Here is a 1,476-nt window from a genome sequence, read left to right as displayed (position 1 = left end):
TTGTAGATGTTGCTTCATCTCTTAATATTGCTTCATTTAATGGAGGAATTGCATTCGGCTCATATGTAGGTGGACTTACTACGGATAGCATGGGGTTAAATCACACACCTTGGGTTGCCTCTATTATGGTTTTATTAGGTGTTCTTCTTACTTTCGTAACGATAGGGTTAGAAAAGAAAGAAGATGAATAATAAAGTTTGAAAGATAAAAATTAGTTATTGAAATGTCATCAAAGGTTCTTATAAATAGAATTTCTTACAAGAAATAAAATGCTTTAAAAGGGAATTATATGAAAAAATTAGCAAGGTGGTTATAGATGAAGTATGAATCTATAGCCTTCTTGCTTTATTTTTTTAACCACAAAATTGATATAGAATAGGCTCAACCTTATTCGTATTTTTATCTAAAATTGTTAATAAAATGTAATCATGAGATGATGAAGTACATGTAAAAAAATGAACGAATGATTGGGTATTTTCGAAAGGAGTAAAAGAGATGGAGTTACGTCAACTAGTGACTTTTCGAATGGTTGCTCTAACACTGAATTTTAGTCGAGCCGCAGAGGCTTTAAACTATGTTCCCTCAAATGTTTCCATGCAAATTCAATCCTTGGAGGAAGAGTTGGGGGTAAAACTATTTGATCGTTTAAACAAACAAATTGTATTAACAGATGCTGGCGAACGTTTCTATAAATATGTAGAAAGGATTTTAAATGATGTTGAGGAAGCAAAAAATAATGTGAATGATAGTGAAAACATGACTGGCACTATTACCATTAGTGCAAATGAAATTTTATGTGTTTATTTGCTTCCAGCCATTTTGCATGAATTCAGGAAACAATATCCTAACGTACGTGTGATTTTCCGTCCAACACCTTCTAACGACCTAAAACAATCTATTTATGAAGGAAAAACGGACATTGTATTTATACTAGAGGAGCCTGTAAATTCAAATGGATTAAATATTGAGCTTCTTCGTGAAGAGAGCTTTCGTCTCCTAGTTGCTCCTAATCATCCCCTTGCAAGTCAGAGCAAAGTTGATTTTGATGACATTCAAGGAGAGTTTTTCTTATTAAATGAAAAAGGATGCACATATCATACAACATTTGATCGACTACTTGTTCGTGAGGGAGCTAATGACTTTACAACCCTTGAATTTGATAGTGTGGAAGCCATCAAACAGTGTGCTATGCTTGGAATGGGAATTGCTTTTCTTCCTGAAATCTCTGTTGCTTCCGAGCTTGAACAAGGTAAGTTAGTTTCTTTATCTTTAGATTTAACAGAGATTAATTTTGTTTCTCAGATGATTTGGCACAAAGGAAAGTGGATATCGCCTGTCATTCAAGTATTCCTTGATATTGCAAGAAGTTCATATCAACATAAAAATTAACTATTTCTTTTATGAAGTTACTATCATCCATCGCTTTTATGGAACCGAATTGGGCTATTTTTATAGGGACGAGCATATGTATAAAAT

Annotated in this window: 1 protein-coding gene and 1 pseudogene; both read left to right on the top strand. The window is 33.3% G+C overall.

The genetic code is table 11. The features are described 5' to 3' along the window. Window positions 1-191: pseudogene (locus tag RB298_RS00390) on the top strand (MFS transporter); the annotation flags it as partial. Window positions 192-495: 304 nt separating this feature from the next. Next, window positions 496-1,389: a LysR family transcriptional regulator gene (locus RB298_RS00385; RefSeq protein ID WP_430044796.1), complete on the top strand. Its 894-nt coding sequence runs from the start codon at window positions 496-498 to the stop codon at window positions 1,387-1,389. Window positions 1,390-1,476 lie beyond the last annotated feature (87 nt).

Origin of the sequence: Priestia sp. BR_2 (assembly GCF_041954005.1) — a bacterium.
Classification (GTDB): Bacteria; Bacillota; Bacilli; order Paenibacillales; family Paenibacillaceae; genus Paenibacillus_AQ; species Paenibacillus_AQ lautus_A.
The sequence above is the reverse complement of the archived record's forward strand: the minus strand, read 5'-3'. Positions and strand labels throughout refer to the sequence as shown.